Source organism: Zhengella sp., assembly GCF_041397485.1.
Classification (GTDB): domain Bacteria; phylum Pseudomonadota; class Alphaproteobacteria; order Rhizobiales; family Rhizobiaceae; genus Zhengella.
This window is the reverse complement of the sequence record NZ_JAWKWO010000005.1, coordinates 283215-296358: the sequence shown is the minus strand read 5'-3', so window position 1 is coordinate 296358 and position 13144 is coordinate 283215. Positions and strand designations below refer to the sequence as shown.

At 64.6% G+C, this 13144-nt stretch carries 11 protein-coding genes and 1 tRNA gene; 6 read left to right on the top strand and 6 right to left on the bottom strand.

What is annotated here, in order from left to right:
- The first annotated feature begins 90 nt into the window (after positions 1–90).
- Entirely contained in the window at positions 91–750 is a 660-nt protein-coding gene (locus tag R3D65_RS16280; RefSeq protein WP_371276320.1) for a response regulator, read from the top strand.
- 18 nt (positions 751–768) lie between these two features.
- On the opposite strand, the gene R3D65_RS16275 is transcribed toward R3D65_RS16280, so the two are convergent.
- Positions 769–4260 (bottom strand): NahK/ErcS family hybrid sensor histidine kinase/response regulator, encoded by a 3492-nt coding sequence (locus tag R3D65_RS16275; protein ID WP_371276319.1) that lies wholly within the window; start codon positions 4258–4260, stop codon positions 769–771.
- 230 nt (positions 4261–4490) lie between these two features.
- Here R3D65_RS16275 and mscL point away from each other — a divergent pair, with 230 nt between their 5' ends.
- Both mscL and galE read left to right on the top strand, forming a co-directional pair.
- Positions 4491–4919, top strand: a complete 429-nt coding sequence (gene mscL, locus R3D65_RS16270) for a large conductance mechanosensitive channel protein MscL (RefSeq protein WP_371276318.1) — start codon at positions 4491–4493, stop codon at positions 4917–4919.
- Between the two features lie 190 nt (positions 4920–5109).
- Positions 5110–6174: a UDP-glucose 4-epimerase GalE gene (gene galE, locus R3D65_RS16265; protein WP_371276316.1), complete on the top strand. Its 1065-nt coding sequence runs from the start codon at positions 5110–5112 to the stop codon at positions 6172–6174.
- Between the two features lie 81 nt (positions 6175–6255).
- Here the strand turns inward: galE and R3D65_RS16260 are convergent, their stop codons facing one another.
- The 5 genes from R3D65_RS16260 to R3D65_RS16240 all read right to left on the bottom strand — a co-directional run bounded on the left by R3D65_RS16260 (position 6256) and on the right by R3D65_RS16240 (position 10817).
- Entirely contained in the window at positions 6256–7563 is a 1308-nt protein-coding gene (locus tag R3D65_RS16260) for a Mur ligase family protein (protein ID WP_371276315.1), read from the bottom strand.
- Positions 7560–8354, bottom strand: a complete 795-nt coding sequence (locus tag R3D65_RS16255) for a polysaccharide pyruvyl transferase family protein (protein ID WP_371276314.1) — start codon at positions 8352–8354, stop codon at positions 7560–7562. Before R3D65_RS16255 ends, R3D65_RS16260 begins: the two co-directional genes overlap by 4 nt.
- Entirely contained in the window at positions 8344–9072 is a 729-nt protein-coding gene (locus R3D65_RS16250; protein WP_371276313.1) for a glycosyltransferase family 25 protein, read from the bottom strand. The genes R3D65_RS16255 and R3D65_RS16250 overlap by 11 nt, the downstream gene beginning before the upstream one ends.
- The gene (locus R3D65_RS16245; protein WP_371276312.1) at positions 9069–10214 is read right to left on the bottom strand and encodes a hypothetical protein; all 1146 of its coding nucleotides are present in this window, start codon (positions 10212–10214) and stop codon (positions 9069–9071) included. The genes R3D65_RS16250 and R3D65_RS16245 overlap by 4 nt, the downstream gene beginning before the upstream one ends.
- Before the next feature lie 528 nt (positions 10215–10742).
- A tRNA-Thr gene (locus R3D65_RS16240) sits at positions 10743–10817 on the bottom strand.
- Positions 10818–10960: 143 nt separating this feature from the next.
- Here R3D65_RS16240 and R3D65_RS16235 point away from each other — a divergent pair.
- The 3 genes from R3D65_RS16235 to R3D65_RS16225 all read left to right on the top strand — a co-directional run bounded on the left by R3D65_RS16235 (position 10961) and on the right by R3D65_RS16225 (position 13142).
- Entirely contained in the window at positions 10961–11149 is a 189-nt protein-coding gene (locus tag R3D65_RS16235) for a hypothetical protein (RefSeq protein ID WP_371276311.1), read from the top strand.
- A gap of 142 nt (positions 11150–11291) precedes the next feature.
- Entirely contained in the window at positions 11292–12584 is a 1293-nt protein-coding gene (murA, locus tag R3D65_RS16230; RefSeq protein ID WP_371276310.1) for a UDP-N-acetylglucosamine 1-carboxyvinyltransferase, read from the top strand.
- A gap of 108 nt (positions 12585–12692) precedes the next feature.
- Positions 12693–13142: a DUF2948 family protein gene (locus R3D65_RS16225; protein WP_371276309.1), complete on the top strand. Its 450-nt coding sequence runs from the start codon at positions 12693–12695 to the stop codon at positions 13140–13142.
- The last annotated feature ends 2 nt before the right edge of the window (positions 13143–13144 follow it).

Genomic DNA, 13144 nt, shown 5'->3' with positions numbered 1-13144 from the left:
CCTTGAAAACAACTCGTAACATCGGATAATTCAAACGCAAGCATCGTGCATTCTTTTCAGATTTGTGCGTGCCGCATCGGGGAGGGTGATTTGACGGCTGGAACGAAATTTCTCGTGGCGGACGATCACCCGTTGTTTCGCGGAGCCCTCAAGCAGGCCATTGGCGGCGGCAGCGCAAATGCCGAAATCGTCGAGGCAGGAGACTTCGAAACTGCAAAGACGATCGCCGCGTCCCATGACGATCTCGACCTGATCCTTCTCGACCTGTCGATGCCCGGCGCCAGCGGCCTTTCCGCGCTGGTCGGCATGCGCGGACTGCAGGCGGCGGTACCGGTGATCGTCGTCTCGGCAAGCGACGATCCCGAAACCATCCGCCGCTCGCTGGAACTGGGCGCCTCGGGTTTCATCTCCAAGTCCTCCAGCATGGAAGACATCCGCAGTGCCGTCGATGCGGTGCTGGCCGGTGAGATCGTCACGCCCGCCAATATCGACCTGGGTGAGGAGCACGATCCCGAGATTTCCGACCTGATCGCACGTATCCAGACATTGACCCCGCAACAGACCCGCGTGCTTTCCATGCTCGCCGAAGGCCTGCTGAACAAGCAGATCGCCTATGAACTCAATGTCTCGGAAGCAACCATCAAGGCCCACGTCTCCGCCGTGCTCCAGAAACTCGGCGTCGACAGCCGCACCCAGGCGGTGATCCGTCTCTCGCGGATCGGAACCGAACCTTTCTCGGTCAATGGCTGATTTGTCCCGCTGCGGTGTTCACTCGGCGGCCTTGGGCAGCATCTTCCGGCTGCGGTTCAGCGCTGTGCGCAGGGCGGCCGGCTTGACCGGTTTGTAGAGAAGCGGGATCTGCCGTTCTTCCGCCGCCGCCTTCACTTCGTCCGAGCGGTTGGCGGTCAGCATGATGGCCGGTACCGTGCGCCCGAGCACGCGGTGGATCGCGTTGATCGCCTCGAAACCGGTGGCCCCGTCAAGGTGGAAGTCGGCCACGATGACATCGGGCAAGAGGCCATCTTCGGCGAATGCCGCCGCGAACGCGTCCGCTCCGGCATGGGCGATGACCGCACAGCCCCAGTTCTCAAGCAGCATGCGCATCCCGTCCAGGATGCGCGTGTCGTTGTCGATGCAAAGGACACGGGTGCCCGACAGTGACCCGCGCGATGGCTGCGGCGTGGTCGACGGGGCCGGGACGTCCGCCTCGTCCGCCTGCGAGACCGGCATCAGCACCGAGAACCGGGTTCCCTGGCCCGGTTGCGACCAGATCCGGATTTCCAGCCGCAGCACGCGGGCGATCCTGTCGACGATGGAAAGCCCCAGCCCCAGCCCCTCGGCTTCGCGCGCGCCCTCGTCCAGCCGCGTGAACTCGCGGAAGACGGTGTTCAGCTTGTCGGCACGGATGCCGATGCCGGTATCGATGACCTGGATTTCGCATAGCCGGCCGCGCCGGCGCACCCCCACCACGACCTTGCCGCTGCGCGTGTACTTGATGGCATTGGAAACCAGGTTCTGCAGCACCCGCCGGAACAGGTTCCGGTCGGTTTCGATATTCAGGCTGGAGGGCACGATCCTCAGATCCAGCCCCTTTTCGCGCGCTGACGGCAGGAAATCGTTGCGCAATTGCTCAAGCATGGCGTCGAGCCGGAAAATGCTTTCCTTCGGCTTCATGGCGCCCGTGTCGAGGCGGGAAATGTCGAGCACCGCGCCAAGGATCGTTTCCACCGAATCGAGTGAGGAATCGATATTGGAAAGGGCCGAGCGCGTGTTCTGGTCGGAGATGGATTCCTTCAGGGCCGAGCAGTAGAGGCGCGCGGCGTTGAGCGGTTGCAGGATGTCATGGCCCGCGCCGGCCAGGAAGCGGGTCTTGCCGAGATTGGCTTCCTCGGCGAGGCGCTGCGCCTGCGCCAGTTCCTCGTTCAGTTCCAGCAGTTCCGCCGTGCGCGCAGCCACCCGCTGCTCCAGCGTTTCATTGGCGCGCTTGAGCGCCAGGTCCGCCTTCACGCGGTCGGTGATGTCGGCATAGCTGGCCACGACGCCGCCATTGGGCATCGGGTTGGAGCGGACCTCGATGATGCGTCCCGTGCTGAGCAGTTCCATCTGCCAGGTCGTGTGCGTCACCGTCATCCGTTCCAGGATGGTTTCCTCGTCATCCTTGGCGATGTCGCCGCGCCGCACCAGGTAGTCGATCACCTTGGAGATCGAGGTGCCGACCTGGCCCAGCTCGTCGGGCAGGTCGAACAGCGTGCGGAACTGGCGGTTCCAGCAGGAAAGGCCGAAATCCTGATCGTAAACGGTAATCCCGTCTTCCATCTGGTCCAGCGCGATCTGCAACAGGTCGCGGTTCTGCTGCAAGGCTTCCGAGGCGTCGTCGAGCAGCCGGTAGGCATTGCGCGAATTGGCATCGACGCGCTGGAACAGAAGCGAAAGCACCAGCCGCGCCGAGGACGAGCCGACGGCGCTGGCCAGCAATTGCTCCGCGAAGCGGATCGTGCCGGCATCGGCGATCTGCGATCCCATGTATTTCCGCCCTTCGTTCTGTTCGAACGACTGGAACGAGCGCTCGGTCCGCTCCGCGCCCAGATAACGCGAGATCGTGTCCTTCAGTTCGTTGTTGGTCACCGCCGTGCGGAACCGGCGCAGGCCGGGGATCTGCGCGCTCTCGCGCGGCACGAAGATGGCTGCCTGGATGCGTTCGCGCGGCGTGGCTGCGCGAGACAAACAGCCCATGATGAAGAACAGCGCATTGGCTGCCAGGCTCCACAGGACGCCGTGGTTCAGCGGTTCCGCCTCCACGCCGAACAGCGCTTCCGGCCGCAGCGCGGCAAATCCCCAGGGACCGTCCATGAGAAGATGCGCATTGTCCGGCAGGAAGGACGGCAGCAGCAGCGTGTAGCCCCAGACGAGAATGCCGGCGGTCATTCCCATCACCGCGCCGCGGGCATTGGCGCCGCGCCACAGCAGGGCGCCGAGGAAGGCGGGCGCGAACTGCGCCAGCGCGGCAAAGGACAAAAGCCCGATGGAGGCGAGGCGGATGTTGTCGGCGATCTCGCGATGATACAAAAGGGCCGCGACAAGAATGAGGCAGATGGCGGCGCGCCGCACGTTGAGGATGATGCGTGACCAGTCCTCCTTTTCGCCGGCAGTGGGGATGGCGGCACGTTTCAGCAGGACCGGGATCACGAGGTCGTTGGAGATCATGATCGACAGCGCCACGCTGGCCACGATGACCATAGCCGTGGCAGCCGACATGCCGCCGATCAGCGAGATCAGTGCGAGGAAGTCGTTGCCGCGCACCAGCGGCAATGCCAGCACGTAGAGGTCGGCGCTGGCCTGGTTGCCGATTGTGGTGATGCCGGCGAAGGCGATGGGAAGAACGAAGATGTTGATGGCCACGAGATAGAGCGGAAACAGCCAGGTGGCGGTGTCCAGTTCCCGTTCGGAGCGGTTCTCCACGACCGAGATGTAGAACTGGCGCGGCAGCAACAGGATCGCCATGCCGCTGAGCATGGTCATGACGATCCATGTCGTCAGGCTCGTTTCATAGGTCAGCGCCGCCTGCACCCGTTCATTGGCCTGCATCGCCTCCAGAAGCGTCTTCGGCGTATCGAACATGAAGAAGGTGACCGCAACACCGATCGCCAGGAAGGCAACCAGCTTGATGATCGATTCCACGGCGATGGCCATGACCATGCCGTCCTGGTGCTCTGTGGCATCGGCATGCCGCGTTCCGAAAAGGATCGCGAACAGGGCCAGCAGGGCGGCGACCGTCAGCGCCATGTCGCCGGGAATCGGCACCGCGGCGCCGGCGCTTTCATGCGCGATCATCAATTCGATGGAACCGGAAACGGCCTTGAGCTGCAGCGCGATATAGGGAACGGTACCCACTGTCGCGATCACGGTGGCCAGCGCCGCCACCGAGAAGCTCTTGCCATAGCGGGCCGCCAGGAAGTCGGCGATGGAGGTGATGCGCTCGGCCTTCGAGACCCGCAGGATGCGGCGCAGCATGCGGTGACCGAAGAGATAGACCAGGATCGGCCCGATATAGATGGTCAGGAATTCAAGCCCGCGTTCGGAGGCCAGGCCGACGGAGCCGAAAAATGTCCAGGAGGTGCAATAGACGGCCAGGCTGAGCGAATAGACCATTGGCCGGTACTGGCCTGCGCTCACCTTGCGCCGCTTGTCGCCCCAGCTCGCAATGGCGAACAACAGCGACAGATAGGCCAGCGCCGTGAAAATGATCACCCAGCTGTTCATCCGGCCCCGCTCCTCCGCTTCACCGGTCAACCCCTTGTCTGCCAGTCATAGAAGATCGCGGGCCGATGCGCGAGTCGGCCCCGCCCGGTCATGCCGTCACGCTTGCGGCCATCGCGTCATCCTCGGGCAAATATTATGCAGTTCTATTGAGCGTGTCATGGCGCTATGACTTGACGTGTCAAGCACAAGCATGGCCGCAACCGGCCTGGAGCATGAAAAAGGGATAAACCATGTTGAAGGAATTCAAGGCGTTCATTGCCAAGGGCAATGTCATGGACCTGGCTGTCGGCGTCATCATTGGCGGCGCCTTCGCCCTCATCGTCAAGTCGCTAACCGACGACATCATCATGCCGGTTGTCGGCGCCATTTTCGGCGGTTTCGATTTTTCCGACTACTTCATCCCGCTGGCATCCGGCGTGACCGCCGATACCCTGGAGGCCGCGCGAGAACAGGGCGCGGTGCTGGCCTATGGCAATTTCATCACCGTTGCGCTCAATTTCCTCATCCTGGCCTTCATCATCTTCATGATGGTCCGCATGGTCAACAACATCCGCCGCACCATGGAAGAACCGGAAACACCCTCCCCGGACGCGCCGCCGCCGGCAGATATCCTGCTTCTCACCGAGATTCGCGATGCGCTGGTGAACCGGAAGGGCTGACCGCTTTCATCGCCGCCGCCGGCTGCCCTGCCGGCGGCACCACGGTGAAGATATCCTTGCCCGATTGCCTAAAAGGCAGCCGCCCGTGATCGCGGGATTTCAACGCGCCGCCACTATCCTGCCTGCAACAAGGATGGGGCAGGGCGCATGGGGCAGCCCTCAGGTCTTCATCCGCGATGGAGGCATGGCAATGGCGGTTCTGGTGACGGGCGGCGCCGGTTATATCGGCAGTCACATGGTCTGGCGCCTTGTGGACGCGGGCGAGAGGGTGGTGGTCATCGACCGGCTGTCGACCGGTCATGCATGGGCCGTTGCGCCCGCCGCGCGTCTCGTCGTCGGCGACATCGCCGACACGATGATGGTACGCCGCATCCTGCGTGAGGAAAAGGTCGATGCGATCCTGCATTTTGCCGGATCCGTCGTGGTGCCGGAATCGGTGGCCGATCCGCTCGGCTACTACGAGAACAACACCTGCGCCACCCGCGGCCTGCTGGAAGCAGCCATCGACACGGGCATACGCAACCTGGTGTTTTCCTCCACCGCGGCCGTCTATGCCCAGAGCGACGGGACGCCGCTTGCCGAGGATGCCCCGCTGGAACCCGCCAGTCCCTATGGCCGCTCCAAGCTGATGAGCGAGATGATGCTGCGCGATGCCGCGGATGCCCATGATTTCCGCTATGCCGCCCTGCGTTATTTCAACGTGTCCGGTGCCGATCCGGCGGGGCGGACGGGCCAGTCCACGCCCGGCGCCACGCATCTGCTCAAGGTGGCCTGCGAGACAGCGGTCGGCAAGCGCGCCGCCATGAGCGTCTTCGGCACCGATTATCCGACCCGCGACGGCACCTGCATCCGGGATTTCATTCATGTCGCCGACCTTGTCGAGGCACATTGGCTGGCGCTGGGCTATCTGCGCGCCGGCGGCAACAGCCTGGTTGCCAATCTCGGCTATGGCGACGGCTTCTCCGTGCGTGAGGTGATCGAATGCGTGCGCCGTGTTTCCGGCCGCGATTTCGCGCTTCGCCAGGAAGGCCGCAGGCCGGGCGATCCGGTGGCCGTGGTGGCCGATGCCGCCCGCGCCCGGGATCTGCTGGGCTGGCAGCCGCGCCATGCATCGCTGGAAGGCATCGTGTCCAGCGCCCTGGCCTGGGAAGAGCGGCTGACCCGCCGCCGCGCCGTGGCAAGCGGGCCGGGGATCGAACCGCCCGAACCGGAGGAATGGACCCAGCCCGCGCAGACGGAGCCTGCCCGGCCCTAGAACGGTTCGCTTCGGCCGAACACCGCCAGGTCGCGCCAGAAGGGTTTGCCCATGTCGAAGGCGACAGCGACGGTGCTTGTTTCAGGCCACGCCTCTGCCGCCTCGCATCGCCCGCCCGGTCAGGCGCCGCAACCGACTTCGGCGACCGGTGGCACGATGCCGTGCGAAATCATGGCCGAACAGACCGCATTCGACGCAGCCGATGCCCTTGCCACAGGCCCTTTCCCAGCAATTGACCCCCTCGGTCTGCGCCAGAAGGATCCGCTCCAGATGATTGCTCTGTGATCCCTTGAGAAGGATGACTTCGTCTTTCACTGCTGTGCCTGCAATGTAGATGCTGGCGTCGCGTATTTCGGCGAAAACCTTCACCCGGCGTTCAGCGCTCCTGTCGCGCAGATAGTCGAACCCGTAGCCTGACTCCGACAGCAGGATCACTTCGTCGGCGACGAGAAGCGCCTGCTCGATGGCGTTGCGATAGGCGCGGCGCCTGTTGCCGCGATAGTCGGAAATCGTACCGAGCACGATCCGCCGGCGGGGTGCCGGGGTTCGGCCAAGGGCGTCGAAGGCAAGATGCAGCGTCCCTTGCGGTGCCTTGGCGCAATCGGCCAGAAACACAGGTCCGCCGGCAATGTGATGGCGGCTGAGCCTCAGGAACGGGGGCGCGCAACCGGCGATCGCCGTGCGAATCCGCTCGGGCGGCACGCCGAGTTCAAGTCCGGTGACCGCGGCGGCCGCGACCGGAATGGCGAAATGCGCCCCGGCAAACTGCGTTTTGACAGCAATTTCCTGTCCGCGCCAGGCGAGATGAACGGTGACACCCTCCTGTGCATCCCCGGTGACGCGGAGAATGCGGCAATCCGCCTGCGATCCGTGGCCAAAGGTGACGATCCGCGCGGGGGTTCGTTCTGCCATGCCCATTGTCAGCGGATCGTCGGCGTTCAGCACGGCAAGGCCGTCCGGAGCGGTCGCGGCAACCAGCGCGCCTTTTTCTGTGGCAATCGCCTCCCTTGAGCGAAATGCACTGTAATGCTCCAGGCCGACCATGGTCACGACACTGACATCCGGTTTCAGCAGCCCGGCCATCGTGCTCATCTGGCCCTTGCCGCCCACGCCGGTCTCCACCACCACGAAATCGGCAATGCGCGATCGGCGGATTGTGCGGATGAGCGGATTGATGGTGTTTTCGAACACCTGGTTGAGCACGTTTCCCTCGTCGTCCAGGATGGCCGCGATGAGCATGGTTGTCGTGGATTTCGCCGAACTGCCCGTCACCGCGACAAAGCGCCCGCGCGCCCTGGCGCGCGTCAGCCCGGCCATCCGGATGCGCAAGGGACGCACGAGCCTGAGCCGCAGGGACCACACCCATTCCGCAATGCGCGGTGGTTTCATCCGGCCGTTCCTTCCCGCACCGCCGCCCGCAGGATCGCGTGATACTCGGCCTTGTTGCCCGCGTAGCGGCTGACCGTTGCCAGATGCAATGGCGGTTCACGAAGCAGGCGGGAGGTGATCTCGACCGCGGTCTTGCCTTCGTCGAGCGTCGAGAAATAGTCGTGGAACTTGAAAGCTCCGCCTGCCATTTCCAGGCTCGGGGCAAGCCATATGTTCGGAATCCCGAAGGCATCGGCGGCGATGAGGCCATGCAGTGACTGGCTGAGGATGACCCTGCAGCGCCCGATGTCCCGCAAGACAAGCCAGGGATCGCGGCTCACATCGATCAGGTGCATGCCCGCCGGCACCTGTTTGCGCAGCCGGGGAAGCGCCCGCGCATGGGGCACGAAGCCGATGTCGTGGCCACGCTCGGGCCTGATCAGGCGGTCGACAAGGACCATGGGATCGCCGAGCGGGATGGTGTCGGCGATGGCGAGCGCCCTGCGCGAAAGATGCCCCCGCAAGGCAACGACCGTGCCCGGCATTTTGCCCGCCGCCGGTTCAAGCAATCCGGCGCCGAGAACCACGGAGGCTTCGGTCGCGGATTTCAGGATGCTGCCCATGCCCAGGAAGTGCGGCGCGCGCCGGTCGTTGGCAAACCGCAGGCGCTTGCCGCTCAACGCCTCGAAAAAGGCGGGATTGATGTCGTCGCCGAAATTCGGGGTTCCGATATGCCAGAAGAGCGGCGCATGGGCGCCCGGACGCAGCCGGGCCCGCCAATGGCGCGAGATCTTGCGCGCCTTACGAAGCATTGTTGTGCCGGTCGGATTGCAGGCGGATCGACAACCGGTAGAGCGGCCGCAGGATCTCGCGGCGAAGCTTGGTCGGCCAGGGCATGTTCGCATGGATCGTGCTGCCACCCAGATCGGCCGAGATCTCGCTGATCCCCGATGGCCAGACCGACACGACGTCGGCCCCGTGCACCCAGCGCAATTGCAGGAACGTGTCCACCGGGCGGTCGAAAACAGTGGAGGCGGCGAGCAGCCGCGCCGCGGCTTCGCGCGTGACGATTTGCGCCAGCATGCCCAAGGCGACCCTCTGCGGCCTGAAAAGTTCTACGCCATCTGCAGCGGCAAGGACTTCTCCCGCCTCGCGCTTCTTGCCGGGAAAGCGAACGAACTGTCCCTGGACGATCTGTTCGAGTGCGAGCGCGCAGGCTGGGCTGAAGGTGGCGGTGGTGGCAATGTCGTCTTCGACGATAAGGGCGGCCTCGTGCCCGTCTTCCAGAAGCCGCTGCCAGCACTTGCGATGGCTGAGGAATGTCGCGATTTCGGCCGGACGCAGCGGGAACGGGTAACGCGTGGCCCGGCACGGGCCGAGGACATGGGCGATGTTGCTGTCGCTGAGGATTTGCCCGTCCACCGCCGGAAGGATTTGCGCCGCCGGGCCGAGCGAAGCCCGCAGCGCTTCGGCCTGCGGGCGTCGGGATTTCGCGCGCTCCAGATGAATGATATAGGCAGGCAATGTCATAGGGATGCCCGCCACCAGCGCAGCCGGTGGCGCATGACGCGCGCCCGGATACGCAGGCCTTCGCCGCCAAACCGCTGCCGCCGGGTGCGATGCCGGTAGGCGCCGATCGCTTCTTCGATCTCGGGCAGCAGGTCGGCGCGTCCCGCCGCCATCGCGGCATCGCGCAACCGTTCGTGCTCGTCGAGCGACGCGTCGTCGGAGATCCCGAACGCTCCGCGCCGCGGTTCGAAGGGCGGAAAACTGCTGGCCCTTGCCTTGGCACCGAGGATGTCGAGCGAGCGCATGGCAAAGGTGCACTTGCTGCACATGCCGCAATTTCGCCTTGCCTTGTTGCAGACGCGCAGGCGGCTGAGCAGCACGTCGTCACCTGCAACGCGGGCGATCTTGTCGAAACGCGACACCAGCCCGTGATGCTCGACGGCCAAGGCCTGGCTGCCGAAAAGCGGATCGAGGCCCGGATGCGAGCCCCAGGGCACGTCCCATGCGGTCTCGTTGCCCGATGAGGCGATCAACACGCGCTCCAGATGGTCCGACAGCATGTGGCCGATCGCGGCCAGTACCGCGCCGTGGTGTTCGATCCAGCTTGCAAAGGCGTGGAAGGTTGAACTGACATCGGTTTCGATGACGATGGAGTCCAGTCCTTTCGCTTGCGCAACCTCTCTCGCCAAAGCCTCCAGCCGCGCGGTTTCCGCGCTGTCGGAAAGCGGCATGTCGACCCCGATGAGCGTGATGAGCGACGAGACGCGCGCAGCCGCATCGGCAAGTGAAAAGGCTGAATCCGCGCCGCCGGAGAAAAACAGGCCGGTTCCCCGCGCCACCTGCGCCGGCATGCTCACGCCTTCCGGCGCAACGACTGCCACGTTGCGGCAGGATGGCCACCAGCGCCTGTAGAGGCGATTGATCGCCCGGGCGTTCGAGCGCAGGCACGGCGAAACCGCACCCTTCACATGCAGGTCTGCCCCGATTTCAGCGGCAGGGTAGAGGCCGAGACAGACGAGTGCATCGCCACTTGGCCGCAATGTGTGTCCCGAGCGGCAGGTAAACCGGGTCAGGAACAGTCCACGCCGACCGGCGGACGCCTGCACGAGGATTTCGTGCGGCTTTTCTTGAGGCAGGAAGGACAGGACGAGCGGCTTGGGCATGCCGGCCGTCACACCGGCCGGGACGCGTCGGGAATCCGGTATGCGCGGCCAGTCGCACCAGCTCTGCCGCCCGTGCGGCTGCCGGCGGGCGCGGCGCAAACGGTCAGGAACCGGCAGGGGGCCGCGGAAGCTCCGCCTTCATATGCGCTGCAAATGGACAAACTCGCCCCGTTGATCCGGAATCAGGCGGCTGACCGCCTGAAAGGCCGGCGGCGCCAGAATTCGAAAACGCGGATATGGCGAACTGAACTTATAAGCGAATAAGCGATTTCGATAACCGGCCTGACCGCCGCCGGACCGTCAGCCAGTCCGGCGGTATTGAGAAATTCAGGCACAAGCATTGGAAACGTCGCATCGTCATGCGCGTGCGGATGGAGAACAGCCGCCCCCGACTTCCCCCCCCACCGCTCCCCGAAGGCGGCTGCGGGTTCGTCCAGCGTTCCGCTTCTTACAGAATGGACAACAGAGCAAGCAGGCGCGCCGCAGCCAGTTTGCAGCCGCAAGAAATTGATTTTGAGGGATTTTTAATGGTGCTGCCGGAGAGATTTGAACTCTCGACCTCTCCCTTACCAAGGGAGTGCTCTACCCCTGAGCTACGGCAGCGCTCTTCGATGCGGCGGACTTCTGCCACAGAGACGGCCGGTGCGCAAGCACTGCCGGCACAGTTTTTTCGTCTGCGACCTTGCCATGAAAACCGCTCCGGTCCAAGAGACAGCAACGGGGTGGATCAGCGAAGACCGGCACCGATGGCACAGGATGGGAACAAGGACGGGAAAACCCCGGCGGAGGAGCGCAGGCAGCGCCTCGCCGCACAGCTTCGTGCCAATCTGCAGCGGCGCAAGGCGCAGTCGCGTGCCCGCCGTGCCGGTGAAACCGATCCGCGTCCGTCCGGCCTGCCGGCGGCTGACGGGCCGGGACCGGACGAAGACCGGTAGCGGCCGGCGCCGGCTGGTCGCGCACCATTGATCCGGCCATTAACAATGCATCCACCATCTCCTTGAACCGCCATGGGCGATGGTCTAGAGCATCCGCTCGGCCGGAAAGCCCGGCATCCACCCATCGCGATGGCGGGAGCCCATGGACAGGATACGTATCAAAGGCGGAAATGCGCTGAGCGGGGTGATCCCGGTTTCCGGTGCCAAGAACGCGGCCCTGCCGCTGATGATCGCCTCGCTCATGACCGATGACACGCTGACGCTGGAAAACGTGCCGCATCTGGCCGACGTGGAGCAGTTGACGCGGATCCTGGGCAATCACGGTGTCGACTACATGGTCAATGGCCGCCGCGAGAGACAGGGCGAGGGCTATTCCCGCACCATTCATTTTACCGCCCGCAACATCGTCGATACCACCGCGCCCTATGAACTCGTATCCAAGATGCGCGCGAGTTTCTGGGTCATCGGCCCGCTCCTGGCCCGCATGCACGAGGCCAATGTCTCGCTGCCCGGCGGCTGTGCCATCGGCACGCGCCCGGTCGACCTGTTCATCGACGGGCTGGCTGCGCTGGGTGCCGAGATCAATATCGAGAACGGTTATGTTCAGGCCCGCGCAAAGGGCGGCCTGCGCGGCAACCGCTTCGCCTTTCCCAAGGTCTCCGTGGGCGCCACCCATGTCATGCTCATGGCCGCCAGCCTGGCCCGCGGAGAAACGCTGATCGAGAATGCGGCCTGCGAGCCCGAGATCGTCAATCTCGCCGAATGCCTGAACGCGATGGGTGCGCGCATTGAAGGCGCAGGCACGCCAACCATTCGCATTGACGGCGTCGAGCGCCTGTCCGGCGCCCATGTCGCGGTCATTCCGGACCGGATCGAGACGGGAACCTATGCCATGGCCGTGGCCATGACCGGCGGCGACGTGCTGCTGGAAGGCGCGCGGACCGACCTGCTGGAGACGGCGCTCGACAGGATTCGCGCGACCGGCACCACCGTCGAGGCCGTCGATGGCGGCATTCGCGTTGCCCGCCATGCGGGCGATGTCATCCGGCCGGTGGACGTCACGACAGAGGTCTATCCCGGCTTCCCGACCGATCTGCAGGCCCAGTTCATGGGACTGATGACGCGCGCCGGCGGCGTCTCGCACATCACCGAGACGATCTTTGAAAACCGGTTCATGCATGTGCAGGAACTGGCGCGCCTTGGAGCGCGCATCTCGCTTTCGGGGCAGGTGGCCCGGGTCGAGGGCGTTCCCCGCCTCAAGGGCGCGCCTGTCATGGCGACCGATCTGCGCGCATCCTCGGCCCTTGTCATCGCCGGTCTTGCCGCCGAGGGCGTCACCGAGGTCAACCGCGTCTACCACCTCGACCGCGGCTTCGAGCGGCTGGAGGAAAAGCTTTCGGGCTGCGGCGCCGAGATCGAGCGCGTCTCCGGCTGATACGTTCTTCGCGGTTGCGCACGGCGCCAGCCGGGCCTAACTAGGGTCATGGGCCATTGCCGTTGGTGGAAATGGCCGGAGCGAAACGAGCGGGGCCTTGGCCGGAACATGAAGCCGTTGAAACTGATCGCCTTCGACAGGGAAGACCTGCGCATCATGTCCGCCTATGTGCAGGATGCCGTGTTGCGCGTCGCCGATCTCGCCCATGATCCCGCCAGCGGATCGTTCGTTCTGGAGATGAACCGCTACGTATGGGAGAAGAAGCAGGGCTTCTTCGACCGTCGCGGCGAACGCCGGCGTTCGGTGCTGGCCGTCAAGCGCGTGACGTCGGTGCGCTCCTCCGGCATCGACCGTGCGAAGGGCGATGATGTGCTCAACCTGCTTGCGGTCTCGTTTCACCGTGGCGAGGAGCCTGCCGGCGCGATCGAACTCACGTTTTCCGGCGGTGCGGCAATCCGCCTGGAGGTGGAATGCATCGAAGTCCAGTTGACGGATATCGGCGCGGCATGGGAAACGCTTGCCCGGCCGGATCACGACAGGGACGGCGGCGAAGGTTAGGA

Coding starts and splice junctions, on each gene's coding strand:
- R3D65_RS16255 (WP_371276314.1), bottom strand. CDS start 8,354: ATGCTTCGTAAGGCGCGCAAGATCTCGCGCCATTGGCGGGCCCGGCTG.
- R3D65_RS16245 (WP_371276312.1), bottom strand. CDS start 10,214: ATGCCCAAGCCGCTCGTCCTGTCCTTCCTGCCTCAAGAAAAGCCGCAC.
- R3D65_RS16235 (WP_371276311.1), top strand. CDS start 10,961: ATGGCACAGGATGGGAACAAGGACGGGAAAACCCCGGCGGAGGAGCGC.
- R3D65_RS16250 (WP_371276313.1), bottom strand. CDS start 9,072: ATGACATTGCCTGCCTATATCATTCATCTGGAGCGCGCGAAATCCCGA.
- mscL (WP_371276318.1), top strand. CDS start 4,491: ATGTTGAAGGAATTCAAGGCGTTCATTGCCAAGGGCAATGTCATGGAC.
- murA (WP_371276310.1), top strand. CDS start 11,292: ATGGACAGGATACGTATCAAAGGCGGAAATGCGCTGAGCGGGGTGATC.
- R3D65_RS16225 (WP_371276309.1), top strand. CDS start 12,693: ATGAAGCCGTTGAAACTGATCGCCTTCGACAGGGAAGACCTGCGCATC.
- R3D65_RS16260 (WP_371276315.1), bottom strand. CDS start 7,563: ATGAAACCACCGCGCATTGCGGAATGGGTGTGGTCCCTGCGGCTCAGG.
- R3D65_RS16275 (WP_371276319.1), bottom strand. CDS start 4,260: ATGAACAGCTGGGTGATCATTTTCACGGCGCTGGCCTATCTGTCGCTG.
- galE (WP_371276316.1), top strand. CDS start 5,110: ATGGCGGTTCTGGTGACGGGCGGCGCCGGTTATATCGGCAGTCACATG.